At 63.3% G+C, this 23,247-nt stretch carries 22 protein-coding genes; 2 read left to right on the plus strand and 20 right to left on the minus strand.

What is annotated here, in order from left to right:
* Positions 1-126: 126 nt before the first annotated feature.
* The 8 genes from gcvH to BKG76_RS22980 all read right to left on the minus strand — a co-directional run bounded on the left by gcvH (position 127) and on the right by BKG76_RS22980 (position 7,703).
* Complete coding sequence (gene gcvH, locus BKG76_RS22945) at positions 127-522, minus strand: glycine cleavage system protein GcvH (protein WP_070939969.1); 396 nt, start codon at positions 520-522, stop codon at positions 127-129.
* 55 nt (positions 523-577) lie between these two features.
* Positions 578-1,357, minus strand: coding sequence for a DUF881 domain-containing protein (locus BKG76_RS22950; protein WP_070939970.1), 780 nt, complete (start codon positions 1,355-1,357; stop codon positions 578-580).
* Between the two features lie 4 nt (positions 1,358-1,361).
* A complete protein-coding gene (locus BKG76_RS22955) occupies positions 1,362-1,694 on the minus strand; it encodes a small basic family protein (RefSeq protein ID WP_005058551.1) in 333 nt (110 codons plus the stop codon).
* Between the two features lie 36 nt (positions 1,695-1,730).
* Positions 1,731-2,699 carry a DUF881 domain-containing protein gene (locus BKG76_RS22960; protein ID WP_083338186.1) on the minus strand — a complete coding sequence of 323 codons (969 nt, stop codon included), beginning with the start codon at positions 2,697-2,699 and terminating at the stop codon, positions 1,731-1,733.
* A gap of 1 nt (position 2,700) precedes the next feature.
* A complete protein-coding gene (locus tag BKG76_RS22965; protein WP_070939971.1) occupies positions 2,701-3,297 on the minus strand; it encodes a CDP-alcohol phosphatidyltransferase family protein in 597 nt (198 codons plus the stop codon).
* 56 nt (positions 3,298-3,353) lie between these two features.
* Complete coding sequence (gene secA2 / locus BKG76_RS22970) at positions 3,354-5,678, minus strand: accessory Sec system translocase SecA2 (RefSeq protein WP_165611556.1); 2,325 nt, start codon at positions 5,676-5,678, stop codon at positions 3,354-3,356.
* A gap of 207 nt (positions 5,679-5,885) precedes the next feature.
* Positions 5,886-7,169 carry an acyl-CoA dehydrogenase family protein gene (locus tag BKG76_RS22975; protein ID WP_070939972.1) on the minus strand — a complete coding sequence of 428 codons (1,284 nt, stop codon included), beginning with the start codon at positions 7,167-7,169 and terminating at the stop codon, positions 5,886-5,888.
* Between the two features lie 57 nt (positions 7,170-7,226).
* Positions 7,227-7,703, minus strand: a complete 477-nt coding sequence (locus BKG76_RS22980; RefSeq protein ID WP_070939973.1) for a type II toxin-antitoxin system Rv0910 family toxin — start codon at positions 7,701-7,703, stop codon at positions 7,227-7,229.
* 249 nt (positions 7,704-7,952) lie between these two features.
* Here BKG76_RS22980 and BKG76_RS22985 point away from each other — a divergent pair, with 249 nt between their 5' ends.
* Positions 7,953-9,473: an ABC1 kinase family protein gene (locus tag BKG76_RS22985; protein ID WP_083338187.1), complete on the plus strand. Its 1,521-nt coding sequence runs from the start codon at positions 7,953-7,955 to the stop codon at positions 9,471-9,473.
* Here BKG76_RS22985 and BKG76_RS22990 read toward each other — a convergent pair.
* From BKG76_RS22990 to BKG76_RS23045, 12 genes are all read right to left on the minus strand, one after another.
* Complete coding sequence (locus BKG76_RS22990) at positions 9,470-10,099, minus strand: TetR/AcrR family transcriptional regulator (protein ID WP_070940084.1); 630 nt, start codon at positions 10,097-10,099, stop codon at positions 9,470-9,472. The two genes, BKG76_RS22985 and BKG76_RS22990, sit on opposite strands and share 4 nt — an antisense overlap.
* A gap of 83 nt (positions 10,100-10,182) precedes the next feature.
* The gene (locus BKG76_RS22995; protein ID WP_083338207.1) at positions 10,183-11,559 is read right to left on the minus strand and encodes an ABC1 kinase family protein; all 1,377 of its coding nucleotides are present in this window, start codon (positions 11,557-11,559) and stop codon (positions 10,183-10,185) included.
* A gap of 136 nt (positions 11,560-11,695) precedes the next feature.
* Positions 11,696-12,091, minus strand: a complete 396-nt coding sequence (locus tag BKG76_RS23000) for a hypothetical protein (RefSeq protein ID WP_070939975.1) — start codon at positions 12,089-12,091, stop codon at positions 11,696-11,698.
* Between the two features lie 112 nt (positions 12,092-12,203).
* Positions 12,204-13,667 carry an FAD-binding protein gene (locus tag BKG76_RS23005; protein ID WP_070939976.1) on the minus strand — a complete coding sequence of 488 codons (1,464 nt, stop codon included), beginning with the start codon at positions 13,665-13,667 and terminating at the stop codon, positions 12,204-12,206.
* Positions 13,664-14,179: a VOC family protein gene (locus BKG76_RS23010; RefSeq protein ID WP_070940085.1), complete on the minus strand. Its 516-nt coding sequence runs from the start codon at positions 14,177-14,179 to the stop codon at positions 13,664-13,666. Before BKG76_RS23010 ends, BKG76_RS23005 begins: the two co-directional genes overlap by 4 nt.
* Positions 14,180-14,225: 46 nt before the next feature.
* Positions 14,226-14,870 carry an SRPBCC family protein gene (locus tag BKG76_RS23015; protein ID WP_070939977.1) on the minus strand — a complete coding sequence of 215 codons (645 nt, stop codon included), beginning with the start codon at positions 14,868-14,870 and terminating at the stop codon, positions 14,226-14,228.
* Complete coding sequence (locus tag BKG76_RS23020) at positions 14,867-15,226, minus strand: ArsR/SmtB family transcription factor (protein ID WP_070939978.1); 360 nt, start codon at positions 15,224-15,226, stop codon at positions 14,867-14,869. The genes BKG76_RS23015 and BKG76_RS23020 overlap by 4 nt, the downstream gene beginning before the upstream one ends.
* A gap of 47 nt (positions 15,227-15,273) precedes the next feature.
* The gene (locus tag BKG76_RS23025; protein WP_070939979.1) at positions 15,274-16,050 is read right to left on the minus strand and encodes an APH(3'') family aminoglycoside O-phosphotransferase; all 777 of its coding nucleotides are present in this window, start codon (positions 16,048-16,050) and stop codon (positions 15,274-15,276) included.
* Positions 16,035-16,610: a hypothetical protein gene (locus BKG76_RS23030; RefSeq protein WP_070939980.1), complete on the minus strand. Its 576-nt coding sequence runs from the start codon at positions 16,608-16,610 to the stop codon at positions 16,035-16,037. The genes BKG76_RS23025 and BKG76_RS23030 overlap by 16 nt, the downstream gene beginning before the upstream one ends.
* A 244-nt stretch (positions 16,611-16,854) precedes the next feature.
* Positions 16,855-18,276 carry a mechanosensitive ion channel family protein gene (locus BKG76_RS23035; RefSeq protein ID WP_070939981.1) on the minus strand — a complete coding sequence of 474 codons (1,422 nt, stop codon included), beginning with the start codon at positions 18,274-18,276 and terminating at the stop codon, positions 16,855-16,857.
* Positions 18,276-20,342, minus strand: a complete 2,067-nt coding sequence (locus tag BKG76_RS23040; RefSeq protein ID WP_070939982.1) for an adenylate/guanylate cyclase domain-containing protein — start codon at positions 20,340-20,342, stop codon at positions 18,276-18,278. Before BKG76_RS23040 ends, BKG76_RS23035 begins: the two co-directional genes overlap by 1 nt.
* A 316-nt stretch (positions 20,343-20,658) precedes the next feature.
* The gene (locus tag BKG76_RS23045; RefSeq protein WP_070939983.1) at positions 20,659-22,833 is read right to left on the minus strand and encodes a glutamine synthetase III family protein; all 2,175 of its coding nucleotides are present in this window, start codon (positions 22,831-22,833) and stop codon (positions 20,659-20,661) included.
* A 290-nt stretch (positions 22,834-23,123) separates the two neighbouring features.
* On the opposite strand from BKG76_RS23045, the gene BKG76_RS24945 reads away from it, so the two are divergent.
* Positions 23,124-23,247 (plus strand): ammonium transporter (locus BKG76_RS24945; RefSeq protein WP_131815829.1); only part of this gene is annotated, 124 nt, incomplete at its 3' end.

A 23,247-nucleotide genomic window follows, 5' to 3' on the forward strand; every position in this document is an offset into this window, starting at 1 on the left:
GAGCGTTCATTGCCGCTCGTTTCCGACCGTACCGTCTGACTGCCCGTAACGGGTCACCTCTGCCGTATCCGCCAGTGGTCCACCCGAAATTATGGCCGTCGGACTGGTTGGAGAACCTGTGCCCTCCTAATCGGTGGCGTCACCATATCCCGATGCGTCTAAGAGGTCATTAAGAGCCGCATCGAGATCGGCCGCGCTGGCGGCTTCAAGGTCGACCAACCAGCCCTCGCCGTAGGGATCCGAATTGACCAGCTGCGGGTTGGAGTCCAAATCGCCATTCGCGGCAACGACTTTCGCGGTGATGGGCGCGAACAGGTCAGATACCGATTTCGTGGATTCCACCTCGCCGAATGTGGAGCCGGCGGTCAGATCGGAGCCGGCATCCGGGAGCTGGACAAACACCACGTCACCGAGTTGCGACTGTGCGTAGTCGGTGATTCCGATGCGCACGGTGGTTTCGCCGGTGCGCCGCACCCATTCGTGTTCCTCGGTGTAATGCAGGTCGGCGGGAATTTCGGTCACGGTGAGTCGTCCTTGCTCTCGGTCAGTGGTCTGTGTAGTCGCTGGGCCCTCAGGGCTACTTGCCGGGCTGAGCGTATTGGCGAGGTTTCGGTTCTCGCAAGGTGGTGATGTCAACGCGGGCCGGCTGGTCGATGGTAACGCTGCCGCCCACCCGCGAGACGGTGTCGACGGCGCCGCCGGGAATGTTCATCGCCGCCGCGAGTGTCGGTGGATCGCCTATCGCCAGAACCGAATACGGGGGCGCCAGGGCCGTGCCGTCCACGACGAGTTGTCCGGGGGTGCCGATGACCCACGAATCGGCACCGACGCGTACGGATTTGTCGCCCGCCCTGATCTCGATGGCCTCGGCTCCGGCCGCCCGCAGCTCGTTGACGATGTCGAGGAGCGTTTCCGCGCCCAGTCCCTGCCCGGGATCGGTGATGGTGAGGACGACGCCCGGTCCGGTGGCGCCGACGGTCCCCGCCATGATGGACAGCGCGGACAGCCGCGCCTTGGCGTCGTTGATCACGGCCTGATTACCGGTTCCGCTGGCGCGCATGGTGATCAGGCTCTGTTGCAGATCCGCGATCTCCTTGTTGAGGTTGGCGTCTCGCTGCTGCAAGGAGTCGAGTAGCACGAGCAAATCGGCAGGCCGAGCGGTATCGAGCCCGTCGCCCGATTCGGTCTGACGTACCTGGGTGGTGATCGCCAGGCCCAGCAGCGCGCACAGTGCCACACCCAGCACGCCGAAGGTGATCTGACTGCGCGTCGGCGGCCGACGCGTCTTGGGCATTTCGTGCTTGCCGGGATGTGGTTCGTGTCGTGAATCCGGCTGTGCGGGATGGGATTGGTTCACCGGCTCACGCCCCAAACAACCTGCGCCGCAGGGCGGCAGCGTTCCCGAAGATTCGGATGCCGAGAACGACGATGATGGCGGTGGATAGCTGTGTACCGACTCCGAGCTGGTCGCCCACGAACACGATCAGCGCCGCCACCAGCACGTTGAAGACGAAGGACACCACGAAGACCTTCGAATCGAATATCTGATCCAGGTAGGCCCGAGCGCCACCGAAGAGTGCGTCGAGGGCCGCCACGACCGCGATCGGCAAGTACGGGGCGACGGCGTCAGGCACGTTCGGGTGAAACACCAACCCCAGAACCACCCCGATCGCCAGCGCGACTATGCCGATCATCGTCCACTTCCTTTCCACATCACGGTCGGGCCCACCTCACCGATTGCCCGCCGGAATCTCTTTGGCGTATTTGACATCCCGGCTGGCTGCCGGGGCCATCTGCACGTTCTCCTGGGTGGCCAGGGTGAGCCGTATGCCATACGACTTCTGTAGGAGCCGCATCCTAGCCATTCCCGGACTGCGTTCGAACGCGGACTTGATGGTGTTGGCCGGGCCGATGGCCACGATCCGGTACGGCGAACTGGTGGGCTGATTGTCGACCAGGATCGCTCCCCCGGCCTGACGCATCGTCACGTTCGGGCCGATGCGCACATCGGATACCGAAATCGCCTCCGCGCCACTGGTCCACAGCGAGTTCACCACGAGTTGCATGTCGCGGTCCAGAATGACCTGCTGGCTGCGTGGGATGCGTTCCTTGGAGACGTCCGAAAGATCGCCACCGCTGCCCGGGTCCGCCAGCGTGACGATGAGCGCGGGTCCCCGTACTTCGGTGCTCGCGGCGGCAAGGCCCAACTGGTCCAACCGATTCAGCAGCTCCTTGCCCTGTTCGTTGCCTTCCAGCTGACTGCGCCGGGCTCCGGCCACCTCCGAGGAAAGCTGGTCACGCGTGGCTTCCAACGTTCCCGAATCGCGTTGTTCACTGCGGATGCTGGCGAGCAGCCCCTGCTTCTCCTGCATCACGCCCGGCGCGATGCGTGTGGTCTGAGCCACGGCGGCCGCGAAGACTACCGCGATGGCGATGGCAGCGATTGCCTGCCAACCCCATTCGGCCAGCCGACCGCGTGGCGCGGTCCCATTCTTGCGAGCCTCGGCGGCCTCCAGGTATCCGGCGTCCAGGTGATCGGAGAGCAGTGTGCGCAGCAGCGAGGGCACCGGATTGCGCTTGGGGCGATTGGCGGTGTGGTGGCCCAGCCCCTCCTCGGGCTCGAAACCGCCCATGAGGTGCGGCCCATTGCCGTGTATCTGGGGGTCCTTTCCGCTTCCGGGGGTGTCCGGTGTGTCCATGTCAGGTAGTCACCTTTGGCAGCTGCCGCACCACCATCACGATCTGCGCGATGTAGAGCACGAAGGTCCACAGGTACATACCCAGGCCCCAGATGAGGAACGCCCAGCCGCACGGGCCGATCACCCTGCCCCACAATGAGTCCCATTCGCCGATCAGGATGAGCGGGAACGCCGACATCAACGCGAAGGTGGCGGCCTTGCCGATGTAGATGACCGGAAGGGCCTCGATGCCGCGGCTACGCACGATGGGCAGCCCGAGGGTGAGAATGAGATCGCGGGCCATCAGGGCGATGACGATCCACCACGGCACGATGTCCCGGATCGCGAAGGCGATCGGCGTGGTCACCATGTAGAGGCGGTCGGCGGCCGGGTCCAGGAGCGTTCCGAGGTGTGACGACTGGTTCATCAGCCGGGCGATCTTGCCGTCCGCCCAGTCCGTGAAGCCGCTGAGCATCAGGATGGCGACGGCCCATCCGTCGGCGTGTTTCACCAGCAGCAGGTACAAGAACAGCGGGATGAATGCCAGCCGAATGACGCTCAGCAGGTTGGGGACCGTCAGTATCCGGTCGTCTCCAGTGGACGGCTCCGCGGTTCCCATCCGGCCAGCCTCTCATATTCGCGCGGTGATACCCCGCGCAAATGGGCTCCCCGTCGTCAGCTGAATACGCCGGGTAGGTTCAGGATCGAGAGGCTGTCGTTCTTGCGCGGGTCGTCGTGGATCATGTATGTCCACGTCGAGGTCGGCCGGGCGAGCTTCGACAGATCCAATCCCTGTTCCTCGTCAACCAGATTCGCGGTGTCAAAGGTCTGCTGGGCGGCTTCCACGGCGTCGGCGGCCAGCGATGCGAAGGCGTCGACGGCGAGCCGGTGGAACTCGTCGATCGGGTTTTGTCGTCCGAGGGCGCGCAGGTGGATGCTTTCTCGCACATCGGAGAGGTACGCCAGGTGGTCGGCCCAGCCCCGGTCCAGGTGGTACAGCATGATCTGCCGCGAGATGCGTTCCAGCCGCTCTTCGGAAAGTTCCTCGGCCAGCTCGTCATAGCGCTCGGACGAACGCTCCTGCAATTCCTTGCGGGCGGTGTCGGTGCGCAGCAAGGTGTCCCGGCGGTCGGAGATGATGGCGCGCTGCTGGGCGATCAGCTGGTTGTATCGCCAGGTGTTGGCGTGCAGGTCGAGCATCGCGCCTTCGGCGACCCGCTGGGCGTGGTCGATGAGACCGCCGGCCTTGGCGCTGACGATCTGCCCGTCGTCATCGGTTTCGGTGGGCAGCTTGGCCGAATCCAGGTGCGCCACAACGACCTCGTCCTCCCAGCTGGAGAAGAAGACCGACGATCCCGGGTCGCCCTGACGCCCGGCTCGTCCACGCAGCTGGTTGTCGAGCCGCTCGGTGCGATGCCGCCCGGTGCCGACGACGTGCAGCCCGCCGGCCTCGACGACAGCGTCGTAGTCGGTCTCCTCGGATCCGCCCAGGCGGATATCGGTACCGCGGCCGGCCATTTGGGTGGAGACCGTGACGGCGTTGAGCGCGCCCGCCTCGGCGATGACGCGGGCTTCCTCGGCGTCGTTCTTGGCGTTCAGCACGACGGCGGGAACGCCCGCGCGCACCAGTCGGTGATGCATTGCCTCGGATTCGGCGACATCGTGGGTGCCGACGAGCACCGGCTGACCGGTGGCATGGATCTCGGCGATATGCGCGACGATGGCGTCGTTCTTGCTTGCCTCGGTGATGTACACGCGGTCGGGCTGGTCTTCGCGAATGTTCGGGGTGTTCGGCGGGATCGGCGAGACTCCCAGCTTGTAGAACTGGCGCAGCTGCTCGCCGGCGGCGAGCGCGGTGCCGGTCATTCCGCAGACGCGCGGGTAGCGGTTGATCAGTGCCTGCACGGTGATGGTGTCGAGAACCTCGCCGGTGTCGGTGGTTTCGATGCCTTCCTTGGCTTCGACCGCCGCCTGCAAGCCATCGGGCCAGCGCTGCAGGGTGGCGATGCGGCCGCGTGAGGAGTTGATGAGGTGCACGGCGCCGTCGCGCACGATGTAGTGCACATCGCGCTCGAGGAGCACGTGTGCGTGCAGTGCGACGTTGACCTCGGTGAGAATGGTGCCGACGTGATGTTCGGAGTACAGGTCGATGTTTCCCAGCTGCTTTTCCAGCTTCCGGGCGCCGATGTCGGTCAGGAAGATGTTGCGGCGGTCGTTGTCGGCCTCGTAGTCCTCGCCTGCGATCAGCTCGCGTACCGCCTCGATGACCTCCGAGCTCGGCGCTTCCCGATGGCTGGTACCGGCCAGCACCAGGGGCACCAGGGCCTCGTCGACGAGTACCGAGTCGGCCTCGTCGACCACGGCGACATCGGGGCTCGGTGACACCAAGTCGTCGACGTCGATCGCCAGCTGGTCGCGCAGCACGTCGAAACCGATCTCGTTGACCGAGCCGTAGGTGACGTCGCAGGCGTAGGCCTTGCGGCGCTCGTCGGCGGTGGATTCCTCGGTGATCCAGCCGATTGTCAGGCCGAGCCGCTCCAGGAACGGTCCCATCCATTCGGCGTCGCGCCGGGCCAGGTAATCATTGACGGAAATGACGTGCACGCTACGCCCGCCGAGGGCGTATCCGGCGGCGGTGATGGCGCCGGTGAGGGTCTTACCTTCGCCGGTGGCCATCTCGATGACGTCACCGTCGAGCATGCGCAGCGCACCCAGTAGCTGAACGTCGAACGGACGCTCGTCGATGGTCCGTTCGGCGGCCTCACGCACGATCGCCAGGAACTGGCCGATGTCCTTGGACTCGAGGCCCTCGGAGAGGTCGAGCTTCTTGGCCGCCTTGGTGAGCTGCTCGTCGGTGAGGTCCTTGGCCTTCTCGTCGTACTTCTTCGAGGTCTCCACAAGGGCCAGCGACTCGCTCTGGTTCTTGTCCGTGGATGCACCGAGCAGTTTCCAGAACTTCTCGGTGAACCGTGAGGCGGTGTTCGACTTGCGCACATGCACACGGTACGTGAGGTTCCGAGGGGCCCCGATATGCACCGTCAGGCGAGCTCCCGGACCCATCCGCGATACCCATTTGACGGATGCGACACGATCGGCGGAGTACCGCGGCCCGGTAAAGAGCCCAGTACTCCGCCGATCGTCCTGAAGGCGCGCCGCGCGTGACGCCGGCGCGGATGTCGCGAGCTCGTTGCCGTGCCACTTGCCGTGCTATTTGCCGGCCAACAGCCCCTTGGCGATGTGGGTGATCTGCACTTCGTTGCTGCCGGCGTAGATCATCAGAGACTTGGCATCGCGCGCCAGCTGTTCGACGCGGTACTCGGTCATGTAGCCGTTGCCGCCGAAGAGCTGCACGGCATCCATCGCGACATCGGTGGCGGCCTCCGAACAGTAGAGCTTGATGGCGGAGGCCTCTGCCAGGGACGGCGTCTTGTTCTCCGAGAGGCTCTCGATGGCGTGGAACAGCATGTTGCGCACGTTGAGCCGGGCCACTTCCATCTTGGCCAGCTTGAGCTGGATGAGCTGGAACTGGGCGATTTCCTTGCCCCACAAGGTGCGGGTCTTGGCGTAATCCAGTGAGAGACGCAGGCACTCTTCGATGACCCCCAGCGCGAGTGCCGCCACCCCGATGCGTTCCATCGAGAAGTTGGCGCGCGCACTATCGCGGCCGTCGCCCTGATCGTTGGTCTCCGTTTCGCCAAGGAGCCGGTCCTTGCCGAGGCGCACGTTCTCAAAGAACAACTGGCCGGTGCGGGAGCTGTGAATACCCATCTTGCGGAAAGGTTTCGACTGCGTGAAGCCTTCCATGCCCTTGTCCAGTACGAACGTCAGCACCTTGCGATCGCGTGGATCAACCGGTTCCTGCGCTGTGCCTTCGTTCAGCTTGGCGTAGACCACGATCACATCGGCATCGGGGCCGTTGGTGATGAACGTCTTCTGCCCGTTGAGGATGTAGTCCTCGCCATCGCGCGTCACATATGTCTTCATGCCGCCGAACGCGTCGGAGCCCGAATCGGGTTCGGTGATGGCCCAGGCACCCACCTTCTCGTAGGTGACCAATTCGGGTAGCCAGCGCTCCATTTGTGCGGCGGTGCCGCGCGAGGCGATGGTCGGCACCGTCAGCCCCATGCTCACGCCCATACCGGTCACCAAACCCATGCAGACCCGGGAGATTTCGCTGGTGAGGACGAATCCCATGCCGGCGGATCCGCCGGCGAGGCCCATTACTCCCCCGCCGCCGTCGGATTTCTTCGAATCGTCCAACGGTTCCCCGGCTGCCAGTGCGGCCTCACGGGTTTTCTTCTTCTCTATCTGCTTCTGCAGCGCCTCTTTGGCAAGAGCGTCGATGCCGAAGGTGGCGAACATCTTCCGGATGATGGGGTACGGCTCCATCTCGCCGGACTCCAGTGCGTCGACATGTGGTCTGACTTCCTTGTCGATGAACTGGCGAACGGCGTCACGCACCGCAAGGTCAATGGGTGACCAGTCGAGCATGTGTCCTGCTTTCTTCGGTGAAAGTGGTCGATGTCAAGGGGGCGCCGTGGAGCGTGGCTAGCCGAGCTCCCGGGCCAGCAATTCCTTGAGTCGCGCGACGGAGTTTTCGAGCTCCTCCTGCACGGCCTTGTCGATCGCGGTACCGATCGCTCCGGTGAGCATTTGCCCGGTGAAGGACGAGTCCACGTTCACCCTGGTGTTGTCGGCGTCGATTTCCTCCACGCTTGACTTGATGATGGCCTCGACTCCGGCCATGCCCGTGCCACCCAGCTTGAAGGCGCCCTTCTTGGCGGACAGCACCTCATCGGCCGGGGTGAACTCCTGCACGGTCCACTCGACCGTGTTGGCCATCCCCATCAGGGTGACGATTTCGGAGAATTTGGTGCCGACCTTGATGTCGTCGATCGAGGGAACATCGCCCTTGAATCCGGTGTGGATGGTCATCCACTCGTCGTATTTGTTGAGGTCCGGCAACACCGACCAGAGCTTGTCGATGCTGTACGGGAGGTCGATGCTGGAATGCAGCTCAGACATGGGCGAAAGACTCCTTTGTCATTGGTCTGGCTCGGATTGATGCCAACGGTTCCGAACGTAACATACATACCCTCGTGTATGTAAGATGCAATTACCGCAGATCTCGCACCCGAAACCGACTAAATGCAGGTGTATGGCGGTCAAATACCGACAGGCCTGTGGGTGATGGAATGGGGTTCGCCGGTTACCGCGCGGTAGCTCGGGCGCACGTTACATACAACTGTGCTCGTATGTATTACAGTGGCGCTCATGAGCACCCCCGAGGGCGCGGGCAACGACGCGGCGCCCCTCGCTGCCGGATTGTCGGAGAACGGGGGGCGGCAGCCCGCCGCCCCGGAATCTACCTCGGAGCCACCCTCCGCGAGGGCAGATTCGGCTCCTGCCGGTGCCACTATCGATATCGAGATCACCCGACCGAGGGTCAAACTGCATCCGCCGCCACTTCATGTGGAGGCCGGGCGATTTGGTCTCACGATCGCCCGGCTGGCGGGATCGGGTGCGCGCCTTTTGGTGAAGCCCCGGCGCGGAAGGTCCCTGGAAGTGCGTGCCGCGCACGAGCTGCGGCGCACCTTCGCCCTCATGGGCCCGACCTACGTCAAGCTCGGCCAGCTCGTCGCGTCCTCCCCCGGCGTCTTCCCCGAAACGCTTTCCAACGAGTTCCGCACGCTACTCGACAGGGTGCCGCCGGCATCCTCGGAGCTGATTCGCCAGACCGTGCGAGAGCAGTTAGGTGCCGATCCGGCAACGATATTCGCGACTTTTGACGATCATCCGTTCGCCTCCGCGTCCATCGCTCAGGTTCACCACGCCACCCTCAAATCCGGCGAACGAGTGGTGGTGAAGATTCAGCGCCCCAAGATCCGCACCAGGCTCGCCGCCGACGTCCGGATTATCGGACGTCTGGCGCGCCTGATGGTCAAGACCGACCTGGGCCGGGCCACCAATGCCACGGAGATCGTCGAGGACTTCGAACAGAACCTCAACGAGGAGCTGGACTTCGCGGCCGAGGGCCATGCCATGGAGCAGTGGATCGCAAGCCTTGCCGACACCGAATACGGCGATAAGGTACGCGTTCCCAAAGTGTTCTGGGAGTACACCACCGAGCGGGTGCTGACGATGGAGTACGTCGAAGGCATCCGGATCGACAACATCGCCGAACTCGACTCGGCGGGCTTCGACGGGGTCGGATTGGTCAAGGCCATCGTCTATTCGCTGTTCGAGACGGGGTTTCACAAGGGGCTGTTCCACGGAGACCTACACGCGGGCAATCTGCTGGTGGACTCCACCGGCCGGATTGTGTTCCTGGACTTCGGCATTGTCGGGCGTATCGACGAACGCAGCCGCAAGATCTTCACCGAGATCATGGTCGACCTCTTCGTGAAGAATGATCACGCGGCGGTGAGTCGCGGCATCTACAAGCTCGGCGCCATCGGCGATCGGGCCAAGTCTGTCGACCCCACGGCGGCGGGCAAGGATATCTCCAATTTCACTAGTCCCCTGCAGCAGTCCAAGCTTTCGGCCATCGAATACGGTCAGCTCGGCAAGCAGCTGGCCGTGATGGCCAAGCAGTACGACGTGCGGCTGCCCCGAGAGCTGGTGCTGATTTCCAAACAGCTGCTGTACGTGGAGCGTTACATGAAGCTGCTGGCACCCGATTGGGCGCTGCTCTCGGATCCGTCGTTCATCGGATACTTCGGGAACATGGTCATCGCGGCCGAGCAATCGCGCATGGAGGAGGCAGCCGCGCGGGAGTCGGCGCGCGGAGGCTAGTCGGAAATGCCGAGCTTTCCGGTGTCCATGGTGCGCAACGCCGAGTCGAGCGGTGCGCCGACTGTCGGTGACTCGACGATGTTGAGCAACATCGCCTTGGCCCGGGCCCAGCGCTGATCGCGAACGTCCTGCGGCGCGTTCATGCTGTTGACCAGGATTCCGCGCACGGCATCCATCGCGGTGAGGGTGATGTTGCGGATGACACGCAGTTCCTCGTCGCTCTGACTCACCGATTGGCCGAGCGTGGAGAATTGTTGCATCACAATGAATTCGAACTGATCCATCTGGGCGGACAGCTCGGGATCGGTGCGTGCGGCGATCCATAGTTCCATGGTGGCGATGAACATCGACCCCTGGTGCATACGCCAGAGCGCGTCCAGGCAGCGGCTGATGAAGTCGGCGTCACTGTCACGGTCCAGCGCGATGAGTTCGGAGAGGATCTCCTGACCCTGCTTGAACGCCAAGTGCCGCACCGACTCTCCGAGAAGCTCGGATTTCGACTGGAAATGATGGACCAGGGCGCCGCGGGTGACGCCGGCACGTTGCGCCACCCGGGTGGTGGTGGTGCCCGCATATCCGTACTTGACCAGGCAGTCCACCGTGGCATCGAGCAGCCTGCTGCGCATGGCGGCGCTGCGTTCCTCCTGGGTCCGCCGCTCGACACGTTGGGTGCGTGCGGTCGATCGTGCTGGGCTACCCGCGGTGCGTGTCATTCCTTGGGCCCGTCCGTGTCGTTCTTGCTGTCCTTGATTTCTTCGCGGGCCTGTTGGTACGCCGATATCAAGGTGCCGAAGTAGGTGAGAATTTCCGGATCGCCCACCGGCTGCCATTCGGGAGCCAGCAGTTTGGTGTATCGCTCGACGTAGAGCAACTGCTTGCCGACCAGGATGAACTCCTTGGGGAGGATCGCGTCGTGCTCGCGGCCCAACGCGGTCAACTGGCGGCCGATAGTGCCGTAGGAGATCTTGCCCAACGAGGTACCCATGGGGCGGGTGACCTTGCGAAGTGACTCGGCGACCTTGGCGGGGTCGGCGTGGGGATCGATGGCCCCGAGCTTGATCAGCGTGCGCGCCGCCGCCTCATCGTCGGGTTCGAGAATGAGCGCGCCGATCAGCTCCCGCAGCGTCTTACGGGTCCGCTCATCGAGGCGACCCACGATTCCGAAGTCCAGGAACACAATTCGACCTTGTGGGTCGACCATCAGGTTTCCGGCGTGCAGGTCGCCATGGAAGGTGCCCGCGGCGAACGCGGAGTCGAACAGGGTGAGCATCAGGGTCTTCACCACTTCGGGGCCGTCGAACCCCGCGGCGCGGATGGCGTCCGCGTCGTCGATCCTGATCCCGTCGACGTATTCCATGGTGAGCACCTTGTCGGTGCATAGATCGGAATAGAGCTGGGGTACGCGCACTCTCTGCGCGTACTTGGAGCCGGCGAGCCCCGCCGTCCAATCCCGCATGGCCTGGGCTTCCAGGGTGAAGTCCAGCTCCTCGGCAAGATTGGCCTCAAAGTCGCGCATCACCTCGTAGATGTTTGACATCCGGCCCATCTCGGTGAGTTCGAGACCGCGGGCGATCTGTTTGAGGATCTGCAGATCGGCGGCAAGCCGCGTGCGGATCGCGGGGCGCTGGATCTTGACGACGGCCGCGGCGCCGTCCTTGAGTGTCGCCTTGTGTACCTGGGCGATTGACGCCGACGCGAAGGGAACCTCGTCGAATGACGCGAACACATCCTCCGGTGGTGCACCGAGCTCGTCGGTCAGCATAGAGCGGATGGTCTGGGGGTCCGCCGGTGGCACGTGGTCGAGCAACGACCGGAATTCCGCGGAGAGGTCCTCGGGGAACATCCCGGGTGACGAGGCGATGAGCTGCCCGAACTTGACGTAGGCGGGCCCGAGCTCGGCGAAGGACCGGCGCATCTCCTTGGCGATGACTTGGCGCAGGTCGCGTTCCGTGGGACGTTGACTCAGGATCCGCGTTCCGGCCTTGAGTAGCTGGCCGGCCGTCGCGGCGAGTCGGTCGAACTGAATCTCGGCGGAGACCGGATCTAGTCTCCGGGGCCGCCGGGGTTCATCGGTTGCATCGCTCACCGCGGCTTCCTCCGTCCACACCGGTCGTATAGGTCGGTGAGACATTACCGACAAACTGGTATGTATGTTAATCGAACGCCGGGAGTGGATGGTGATGACCAGCCCGGAGGCCGGGAATGAGGTGCCGTGCGGGAGTTCAGCGCAGCGTGCGCTCGATCTGGGCGATCCGGTCGTCGGCGAAGTCCAGCACGATCTTCGTCGGGTACAGCGCGACCCTCAGAACGCGAATCAGGGGGTCCACGACGTCGATGAGCGTCTCGAGGCTCGTCATAGTTCGGGCCAGCGTCGTGGTGGTTTCGGCCAGGTTGTTCAACGTCAGGTTCAGCGAATCCAGCGAGTCGTCGAGGCGCTCCAGGCTCGAATCGAGGTGGTCGAGCATACCGCCGACCCGGTCGGTGAGATCGTGTACCTCCACCGCCATGGACTCGATGCTTCCGACGGTGCCGTCGATGTTCAGCGCGACGTTGGCCAGCTTGCGGATCTTGCCGGTCGGCGCGGGCCGATGCCCGTTCCTGGTATAGACCTCCGCCATTGGAGTCACCTTTCCGTTGCTGACAGCCTAGGCGACGGGTGTGTGGACATCGATGAGCTATCCCGCCACGTGGCCATTTGATGCTTTTTTGTGATGTGGCACACAGTACTGCTCATTGTGCCGACGCACGCTGCGAGGCGTGCGAACCGGCTCGCCGGCCGAAGAACGATGCTTCGCCGAGCCGGGTTCCACTGCTATAGCCCTTGCCGTCCTGAGCGATGTTCGACGCGCTCGCACCGGCGGCGTAGAGACCGGGAATTGACTGCCCTGATTCGGTGAGCACGCGCCCGTCGGCGTCGGTGCGGAGCCCGCCGAGCGTGAATCCGGCGTACATCGCCTTGCCGAGAGTCAGATCGAATGCGCCCCAGGGACCGGTCCCCTGCGAGGCAAGGTATTTCGGATGCTTGTGGAAGTCGGGATCCTCTCCCCTGTCGGCGTGCTCGTTGTAGCGCTGCAGCGTCTTGTCCAGGTTGCCAGCCGGAATGCCCAGGGCCGCTTCCATTTCGGCGATGGTCTCCCAGCCGTCGATGAACGGTGTCAAGGGCAGCGTCGGACGATCCATATGTTCGGAATCGATGATCAGGTACGCGGCACTGTCAGGTTGGTCCATCACGAACCCCGACGTCCGGGAATGGTAGGAGTCCTCGGCGACGAACCGTTCACCGTTCTTGTTGACGATGATCCCGGTGAGCAGACCCGAGGGCGGATACACCGGAGCGGTCACGAAAATCTGGTTCATGTTCCGGGTGCCGGCGCCCGCGGACACCCCGAGCCTGATGCCGAGTCCGTCGTCGTAGGTGCTGCCGAGTACGAATGGCTTCTCCGCGAGCTTGGGGGTGTACTGGGCCACCATTGCGGGGTTCATCACGAAGCCGCCGGCGGCAATGATCACCGACTTGGCCCGTATCGCACCGGTTTCCGCGAAGTGTTTCCACGTCGTACCCACGACCGCTCCCCCCTCGTCGAGGATGAGCGCGGTTGCTCCGGTCTCATACCGGATGGGCACACCGAGGTCGCCGGCGCGTTGGGCGAGCAGGTCCACGACCATGCCCGCGCCGCCGGTGTCACCGGGCTTGGGGACCTTATGCCCGCGCGGCGCGGGGACGGCTTCGTCGCGGTACGGCCACACCAGCTCGTTCCCGGTGAACATCAGCCCCTCGGTATTGGGCTGAATGACGGCTTTCTCCGGATAGAAACTGCGCTCGAACTGAAAGCCCAGTGCCTCAAGCCAATTGAAATGTTCGACGCTTCCCTTGCAATACAGGCGGATCTTCTCCGGGTCCGGATCCGGAGATACCGCCATCAGGTACTTGTACATCTCGTCGGCGCTGTCGGCATGCCCGGTGGCCTGCTGAACAGCGGTGCCGCCGCCCAGATAGAAGTGTCCACCGGCCATTGCGGTGGTACCACCCGCGGAGGCGGCGCGCTCGAGTACCAGCACCTGCGCGCCGGCTTCGGCAGCCGATACAGCCGCACATCCCCCGCCCATGCCAAAGCCCACGACGAGTACATCCACCTCGTCAGACCACTCCGTGATGTCTTGGACCGCTACGGTTTCCGGTATCGCTGCGCTCATGCCTGCTCACTCTTGATGTAGTCGTAGAACGCCCGGATTTCGGACGGGACAAAGGCCAGTTCCATGTACGGCAAGGCGGCTGTGGGGGCCGATAGATAGGCAAAGCGCATGCCGCCGGGCATCACACCGGCCTGGACAACCTCCATGCCGCGTGCGGCAGCGTGATCGAGCGCCACGTCAAGATCGGGTGGTTCGACGCATACATGATGCAGTCCCGCGGGATTGCGCTCCAGAAACTCCGAGTAGATGCTCGTCCCACTGACCGGGAGAATCAGCTCGAGCTGCATGTCGTCGAGATAGCTCAGTGCGATGGTCGCCGTGAAATCGGCTGGCCCGCCACGGTACGTGCACGTCTCGGGACCAAAGTGCACATCTGGAATTCGTGTCCATTTCTTGACACCGAATACGGTGCTGAGCATGCCTTCGGTGGCATCGAGATCATCAGTAACCCAAGCAATTTGGGTGACGCGTCCAAATCCAGAAACATCCGGCGGCACTGCCGATGTGGTCATGGGCCGATAGTAGCGTCCGCTGTGGCGCAGGCCACCCCAGCCCACCTCAGCCCGCGGTATAGGCCTGTGTGGTGCGATCGGCCATCGCGCGGGCTTCCGCGGGATGGACGCCCGCGGCGACGGCGGCGTCGTACCACCGCTCGCTGGAGCCGGTCATGAACGCGCGGCCCTCCTGGCTGGCCGCCCAGGCCGCGCCCTCCTCAGGGGTGATGCGATCCCCGGGCGAGGCGAGATATCCGGCCAGGCCGAGAAGCCCAGAATCCCAGCCGACTCCGACGGCGCCCGGGCCGAACTGCAGCCAATGCTCGTCATCGTCGTCGATATCGGAGATGTGTTCCAGGGTGAAGGTGGCACGGTTCCCGGGGTTTTGCGCCTCCGGCGCGATGGTCACCTCGATCCAGCTCATGCCGCCGCATTCCCACGTTGCCGTGAAGGCACGGGGCGGATCGCAGGTGAGTACTGTTCCGGATGCGTTGCCCTCCAACGAGTAGTGGCCGCCGACGGACAAGTCGCCGGAGACCGGCAGGAACCATCGAGGAATGCGCTCGGCATTGGTGCAGGCGTCCCACAGGTCTTCGGCATCGGTGTCGTAGGTCTGACTGACGGTCACCACCCGCGCCTCGCGGGCCTCGAATGTCCTGGTTCCGACGGTGCGGCGGACGGAGTTGAGTTGGTGCTGAACATCGATCACGAGGCGCTCCCCTTGGGTCCGGTGGGGGTATTTCGGCGTTGTCGCTTGCCGCGGGCGATCTCCGTGGCCAGTGCGTCCAGGTGTGGAGTCCAGTTGCGACGAAAGGTGTCCAGCCATTGATCGACCTCGCGCAGCGGCGTGGTGTCGACGCGGTACAGCCGGCGCGTCCCCTCGGTGCGTACGGTGGCGAACCCGTTGTCGCGTAATACCTTCAGGTGCTGCGACACGGCCGGCTGGCTGATCGCGAACTCCGCCCGGATGACCTCGGCGACCGCACCGGAGGTCACCTCTCCCGCGTGAATCAGCTCCAGGATGCGCCGACGCACCGGGTCGCCCAGTACATCGAAGGCGTGCATGTCGTCGACATTAGAAGCATGAACTTATATAAGTCAAGAATGAAATTCTAACCCCAGGTCAGCGGATCCAACCGCAGATAGAACGCCAAGCGCTCGGGGTCGGCTGGTGTTCCGTAGGCGTCCAGGAACCGCGCCTGGGCGGTGACCGCGCGAGCCTCTTCGGTCCACGTCTCGCGGGAATTGGCGAAGAGCAGGGCGAGATCGGCGTGCCGGTCCGCCACCCCGAGCCTGCCGAGGTCGATGAAGCCGGCCACCGAGAAGTCCTGTGGCGAGATCATGATGTTCGGCAAGCACAGGTCCCCGTGACACACGACCAGATCGCCGGGTTCCTCAGCCAGACGCTCGGCCAGCTGGACGGTGATGCGGGACAACAACTGCTGGGCGGGTATCTCTCGGTCCTCGTCGGGCAGGAAATCCGGGTTGACGGCGTGGCGGGCCACCACATCCCGTGCCAGCGCCACCGTCGCAGCCAGGTCGCGGGAAAAGGGGCAGCAGGTCGCCGGCAGCGAGTGCAGCCGTCGCACCGCGTCGGCGATAGCAGGCCACGCCCTGTCCAGGTCGTCGGCGTCGAGCTGATCGGCGGGTACGCCCGCGACCGCCGAGGTGATCAGCACCGGACCGCCCGGTGCGGTCGACCACTCGAGCCCGGACGGGCCCGGGATCTGTTGACTGCTAAGCCATTCGATCCGGTCTCGTTCGGCCGCCAGATCGGTGCCACCTGTTTTCGCATAGCGCAAGTGGTCCGGTGATCGATAGACCCGGGCGCCTGATTCCCCCGTCGTGACGGGTTCCCAGGCCGAGAGATCGATCAAACGCCCGTCCACGCCGCGTCGAGCCGGTGGGCGACGTCGATCGTGCGCGCCGCCATCGCCTTCGGGTTGTTGACCTCCTGGGCCACATAGCTGGCGATGAATCGGCTGATCAGCTGGTCGACTCCGGCCAAGATGCGCAGTAGCTCCCCGCGGATCGTGTTGGAGGACACATCGACCGTGATGTCCGAGGGGCCGGGCGGCGCGACATCGATGACCAACTGCAGCGGTGCGGCGGCGCGGGCGGTGGCCTTGAGGGAGATGTTGCCCGCGACCTTGAACCGGCTCTTGTCGAGCTTCAGGTCGATCAGCAGATCGATGGCCAGTGGCACCTGGATGTCGAAGGTGATGGTCGGCCCGTCGTTCCGGGTGACGACCGGGTCCAGGATCTGGACTTTCGCGGTCACTTTCGCGATCTTGCCGGGCCCCTGGGCCATGGGACCGACTTCGAATGGCTCGCCCGCGATCGAGGCGACCGCAGCCCTTACCCGGGCTTCGCTGACGGCTATCTCGAAGAACGCCCTGCCAAATTCCTCGTAGGTGAGGTACTGGTGGTCAACTGGTTCGCTGTCCATAGTGAGAGATACCGTCTCATGGACCGGGCTAGAAGTGTGAACCGCCGGGGCATCCGTGTGTCTGAAACGTCGAACCTCCAGCAATCGGAATCGCCATCGCACCCATAGCAAATATGTGACAGATGTTACGTAGCACGTAGGTGGCCAGAAAACCTATATGCGGCTATACAAGGCCTGCCGTTGCGTTCTGAGCTATCGGCAGGCGGACGCCACACTGGGGCGACTGCCGGCGCTTCGGCGGGGATCAGTCGCTGCGGCTTTGGGCAAGAGCTTCGGGGGTGATCGCCTGGCGGACGCTGGCACGTCGTTCTTCGATCGTGCGGCCGAACTCCTGCATGAGCACCGGGTTGCGGTGCACCAGTGTCTCGACCTGCTCCCGTTCAATCTGTACGACGGTGACCTCACCCACCGCATATGCGCGGCCGATCACGGGCTGGCGGGTCAGCGTGCTCTGCCCGAGGAAGGAGCCCTCATCGAGAGTGGCCACCGATATCTCCGCGCCGTCGGCCGTGACCGCGGTCAGTAACACGCGGCCCGAGACGATGAACAACATGTGAGTGGGCACCTCGCCGGAGTCCTGGATCTTCTCGTCGGCGCCGTACCGCTGGAGTGTCGAGTGCGCGATGAGTGCCTGCTGGTCTTCGGGGCCTATCCGCAGTGTCGGTGCGACCACGGTCTGTATCGCGTCTGCGACACGTTCGGGTGTGGACCATGCCTCGGTGGCGTGATCGAGGTGAAGTCCGTCCCGCCGAGCCGCATACCAGATCCAGCGCAAGAAGGTCGCCTTCGCCTGGCCGTCATTGTCGAAGGATCGCAGCGGAATGGTGGTGCGATACTCAATGCCGCCCAAAGGGATTGATGAAGGTTGCGTGCCTTCACGAAGTTGCGGCAACCCGGCTGCCACCTTCAATAGCGTGGCACAGACCTGATCTGGCGGATCGTCCAGGGAGAAGACGCTGACGATCGCGATCTTGTGCTTGCCCTCGGGGCGGCTCACGTTGGTGAACGACGCGGTTGCCAACACCGAGTTCGGGGTGATCTGGAGTCCACTGTCAGTCTGGAGATGTACGGCACGCCAATTGACTTCGACGACGTGGCCGTGTGCGGTCGGGGTATCCAACCAGTCCCCTATCCGAAACGGTTGCTCGAAGAGCATCAACAGACCAGAGACGATCTGACCGACAGACTGTTGCAGCGCAAGCCCCATCACGATGGATGTCACCCCGAGCGCGGTGAACAGTCCCCGCACGTTGGCGCCCCAGATATAGGAAAAGATCATCCCCAGACCGACGACGATCACGACGAACCGTGCGACGTCGACGAAGATGATGGGGACCCGTTTGCGCCACGTTCCTTCGGGGGCACCGTGGAAGAGAGTGGCACTCACACCCGAGAGCACCAGCACCAACACCACGAATGCGAAGAGGGTGCCCACCAGCCGCACTGCCGTTTCCTCGGGCGGGATCTGCTTCGCCTCGATCAGGAGCAGCAGCAGTGCGCCCAGTGGGAGCAGATAGTTGCGCAGGACAGTGACCGGCCGCACCAGGACGCTGTGCTTGGCGCGCAATGCCTGCTGCCACTCCGTCAGCACTATCAACCCCAACGGAAGCCCAAGGGCGATACCAACGGACCAGAAAAACCAGGGTGACGTGAGGATGTCGGTCATCAGTGCTGCTCCGACAACCGCCAGATCGGTTGTTCTTCCCCGTCGACCGTGACCACTCCGGCCGGTGTGAAGTCGAACGTTTCCTGGAGGGCATCGTGTACTCGCGACGTGACGTAGATTCCCTGCTGCGGCGAACCACTCTTCACCTGATATGCGAGATTGACTGCTGCCCCCCACATTTCGTAGACCATCGTGGGACGGCCGACCAGTCCGCTGCTGACCGTGCCGGTGTCCACACCCGCCCTCAGGCTCAGTTCGTACCCGGTCTCGCTGTTGAACCGCCTGATGATTCCCTGGCATGCGAGGGCGAAATCGACGATCCTGCGCACATTGTCCAGCCGTGGAGTGTTGAGACCACAGCTTCCGAGATAGCCGTTGTGTGCTGTGCGTACCCGCTCGATTCCGAGATCTTCGGATACCGCATCGAGCTGGCGGACAAGATCATTGACAAGTGCGAGGGAATCCTCGGATGCCAGCTCAGCCTGCAGGCGGTCCAGACCGACGATATCGGCGAATACGACCGACACGTCGTGACGTTCGGTGGCGATAAGCTCCTCGCCTTGCCGATACCGCTGAGCGAAAGGTTCGGGCATCAATGATCGTAGTAGCCGGTCGTTCTCTTGGCGCTGTTCGGTGAGCAGGTCTTCCTTGACCGTCAGACTCCTGCTCATTTCGTTGAATGCCCTTGTCAGATCTGCGATTTCGTCGCGTGTTTCGATCGGGATGGCGACTGTGTAGTTGCCGGCACTGATTCTCTGCGCCCCCGCTTCCAGCCGCCTGATCGGCCGAACGAAGAGCTGTGCGAAAAACGCCGCGGCCAGGCAGACGGCGAAGATGATGCCGGTGGTCGAGATCACGATGGTCTTGGTGAACGACACCTCGCGCTCGAACGCCTCCGCGGTGTCCACCGTGGCGATCACCGACCAGTGCACATCGGAATCCGGCAGCTTCAGCGGCGCGTACGACTGCAATGTCTGCTGGCCTAGGTAGTTGGTCGCGATGAGGGTTCCCGATTGACCGCGTTGCGCTGCCTGGGTGGCTTCGGAATCCACCGGTTGGACCAGTGTCGTGCCGCCGAGCCGGATGGCCTGATCGGCCACATCGGCAGGAGTGCCCGCCGCGACGACATCGCGCTTGTAGCTCTGCGGATTTTCCAGGAACAGCCGCGAATCCGAGCGCATCAGACCATCCGGGCCGGCGAGATAGGATTCCCCCGTCCTGCCCATACCCACAGCCTCCCAACGTTTCTCGAAAGTCATCAGCCTGTTGATCTTGGACGCCGGAAACTGCAGGGCGAGCACGCCCGTCGCCCGGCCATTGGCGATGACAGGCGCCACGATCCAGGCGGTGGGCTCGTTCTCGGCCGGCTGGTAAATCTCGAAGTCGGTGAACAGTACAAAGTTCGAATCATTGGACGTCAGCGCTCGTTGATACGCGTCATGCAGTTTGGATCCGTTGTATGGGCCCGTCAGAATGTTGGTACCCAAGTCGACATCTTTGAACGCCGTATAGACGACGTTTCCGCGAGCATCGAGTAGCAGTGCGTCCTGAAACTCGAAGCGGGTAGCGATCTCACGGAAGTACTCCTGATAACGGGCGTTCGCCGCCGACCAGGCGCTGCCGTCATGGGCATCGTTGATGGTGATGGCTACGTCGTCGGATTTCCGATGAGCCGTATAGACGGCCTGCAGATAGCGTTGGGCGTTTGTCGTGGGCAGTACGGCCTCGGCGTCGAGTTTGATTCCGCTGTTCTGCTCGGTCTGCTTGAGGAAGTTGCTGTTGTAGTAGTTGACGATCGATTGCCACTGCGCGGGGTCGACGGTCGCGTTGGACAACTGGTCAAAGCCGGTGGTGAAGGCATCGAGGGCTGCGGGGACCGTTGTCCCGTGGGAATAGATGGCCAGTGAGTTCTTCAGATCCGAAAGCTGCTCGGTGAGTGCCCGCGATTGCGACTCGCGTAACTCTGTAAGCCGGGTGAACACGGTCGTACGCAGTCCATTGCGGCCAACCTGAAAGGCGATGATCCCGACCACCGCGGCACCCACGATGGTGCACACCACCATCATCGCAATCAGTTTGGACTGAATGCTGACCCTCGTCAGTGGGCGGAAGCGCAGCAGTCTGAACCTTCTGGCTTCACCGGACTCCGGTGCCTGCCCCTCGGCCTCACGTGTAACCCGCACCCTCGGCGTCCCTTCGACGGCCCAGCTAGACGACTGCTCAGTGTGGCAGAAAGGGATGCTCCTGGGACCGACTCTGATCAAGATCGGCGAGAACACGTTGGTCGGCAGCCAGCCTCAACTGGCGGCTTGCCCGCCACCCTGCTATCGGCGGTGGCCAAACCCTTTGAATACCAACGCGATGAACGCGGGACTTTCCTACTTACAGGATGTAGAGCATTTCCTGGTAGGTCGGCAGCGGCCACAGGTCATCGGCCACTATCCCTTCGAGCGTGTCGGCGGCGGCCCGCACCGCATCCATGGCAGGTAGCAGGCTCTTGGCGTGCTCCGCTTCTTCCAGCGCGCTGACGGCGGAGTCGCTCTCGATTCCCTTCTTCAGGTCGGCAAGGGCGGCGACAAGGTCGGCGATGGGGGCCGATATGTCCTCCAGCAGGGTGGTGCTCGGCGTCATCCCGGCGGCCTTCAGCGTGGCGACGTTCTGCGCGATCTCTGTCTGGTAGCGCAGCGCGGCCGGCAGCACGACTGTCGAAGCCAGCTCCAACGACAGCTTCGCCTCGACGTGAATGGTCAGCGCGTACTGCTCGAGGCCTATCTCGTAGCGGCTGTGCATCTCCCGGTCGTTGAAGACCTTGTATTTGTCGAACAGCTCGAGGGCTTCGGGCTTGATCAGCTCCGGGAGCGCATCCAAGGTGGTCTTCAGATTCGGCAGCCCCCGAACGGCTGCTTCGGTCTGCCACTCCTCGGAATAGCCGTCCCCGTTGAACACCACCGCACCGTGTTCGGTGATGATGTCGGTGAGAAGCTGCTGAACGGCTTTGTCGAAGTCAGTACCGTCCGCGACTTCCTTCTCCAGCACGGTGGCGATGTAGTCCAGCGATTCCGCCATGATCGTGTTGATCGTGACCATCGGCGCGGCCACCGTCTGCATCGAGCCAGGAGCGCGGAATTCGAAGCGGTTGCCGGTGAACGCAAATGGGCTGGTGCGGTTGCGATCTCCCGGATCGGTGGGCAGGACCGGCAGTGTGTCGACACCGATAATCATGCTGCCCTTGCCTTTTGACGATGTTGCCGCACCCTTGGCGATCTGCTCGAACACATCGGCCAGCTGATCGCCGAGGAAGATCGAGATAATGGCCGGCGGGGCCTCGTTCGCGCCAAGACGGTGGTCGTTGGTCGCCGATGCCACTGAAACTCGCAGCAGCCCACCGAATTTGTGCACAGCCCGGATAACCGCCGCGCAGAAGACCAGGAACTGGGCGTTCTCGTGCGGGGTATCGCCCGGCACGAGAAGGCTGCCGAACTGCGAGTTCCCCAATGAAAAGTTGACGTGCTTGCCAGAACCATTGACTCCGGCAAAGGGCTTCTCGTGGAACAGGCATTCCATCCCGTGCTTCTTGGCGATCGTCTTGAACGTCGTCATGAGGAGCTGCTGGTGATCAGAGGCGATGTTGGCACGCTCGAACATGGGGGCGATCTCGAACTGACCGGGTGCGACCTCGTTGTGCCGGGTCTTGGCCGGGATGCCGAGTTTGAACAGTTCACGCTCGGTATCCATCATGAAGCCGAGAACCCGCTCGGGCACCGCACCGAAGTAGTGGTCGTCGAACTCCTGACCCTTCGGTGGCTTGGCGCCGAACAGTGTGCGACCGGCGTTGATCAGGTCCGGGCGGGCCAGGAAGAAGTGACGGTCGACAAGGAAGTACTCCTGCTCCGGACCGCAGAACGACACGATGTGATCGAAATTGCTGTGACCGAATAGTTTCAGGATGCGCTCGGCGTGCTCGCCCATCGCCTGCTGGCTGCGCAGCAGCGGAGTCTTGTGGTCCAGAGCCTCACCGGTCATCGACACGAACACCGTCGGGATGCATAGCGTGTTGCCGTTGGGGTTTTCGAGGATGTATGCGGGGCTGGTCACATCCCAGCCCGTGTAGCCCCGGGCCTCGAAGGTGTTGCGTAGGCCGCCACTGGGGAAGCTGGATGCGTCGGGCTCGCCCTGAATCAGGGTTTTACCCGCGAACTCGGCCAGAGTCGCGCCGTCACTGATCGGTTCCAGAAAGCTGTCGTGCTTTTCGGCGGTCAGACCCGTCAACGGGTAGAAGACGTGCGCGTAGTGGGTAGCGCCCTTTTCCAGTGCCCAGTCCTTCATCGCCGAAGCGACGGCATCGGCCACGGCCGGGTCCAGCTTGGCGCCCTTCTCGACCGTGGCAGTCACGGATTTGTAGACCGATTTGGGAAGCCGTTGCTGCATAACGGCCTTGCTAAAGACGTTCGCGCCGAAGACCTCCCCCGGTTCTTCGCCGACCACGAAGCTGATCGCCGGAGGCACGTAGGCTTCGACATTGTTGATCGCCTGCAGACGCACAGCATTTCCGCTCAATTGACTTCCTATCCCTGGGACGGGCCCGCAGCCGATTCGCGGGCGACCAACGTGGCTACGCTAGGGACAACCGATAACCGGCATGTTTCCTACACGTCAACACCAGTGTCCCGGACGCGGAAACTTCCGCCGACCTACTGCGCCCCTACTGCGCCGATTTCGGCTCGCGCTGAGTACTTCACGCACATGCAACATCTACGAGCTGTGTTTGACACATCTGCTGCGCATTCTTCTGGCCGCGGCTCCTTATGGCCGCGCACCTTTCCAAGCCGCCGAGGAGGAATGCACTAGTGGATGGTTTCCCGATAATGGGTGCCCCGAATGCTGGGGACACTGCGTGGATGCTGGCCAGCGCCGCGTTGGTGTTGTTGATGACGCCCGGTCTGGCTTTCTTCTATGGCGGCATGGTCCGCG

It is taken from the genome of Mycobacteroides franklinii (assembly GCF_001853795.1).
GTDB lineage: Bacteria > Actinomycetota > Actinomycetes > Mycobacteriales > Mycobacteriaceae > Mycobacterium > Mycobacterium franklinii.